1 protein-coding gene is annotated in these 291 nt (G+C 39.5%); it reads left to right on the forward strand.

Going from position 1 to position 291, the window contains the following annotated elements; translation table 11 throughout:
- A partial coding sequence (locus tag CWB60_RS20405) for a transposase (RefSeq protein ID WP_502704742.1) occupies positions 1 to 291 on the forward strand: 291 nt, incomplete at both ends.

Raw genomic sequence — 291 nt, forward strand, 5'->3', positions numbered from 1 at the left:
ACACAAAAATATTTACAAGGTCAGGAGCTTAGCAGAACAGAGCCATACTTTTTAAGCCAAACTATTATTCAATACATAGAAAGGTTATCTAGCATTAGCTGGTTTATGCGCGTTTTAAACGAACACATTGCTCGTAAAGCAAATAAAGAAGATAAATGCACTGGCCGATTTTGGGAAGGGCGATTTAAATCACAAGCTCTTCTTGATGAGGCAGCCCTTGCAGCTTGCATGGCTTACGTTGATTTAAACCCAATAAGAGCAAAAGTAGCTAAAACCCCCGAGTGCTCAAAC

The organism is Pseudoalteromonas sp. S327 (assembly GCF_005886415.1).
GTDB classification, from domain to species: Bacteria; Pseudomonadota; Gammaproteobacteria; order Enterobacterales; family Alteromonadaceae; genus Pseudoalteromonas; species Pseudoalteromonas atlantica.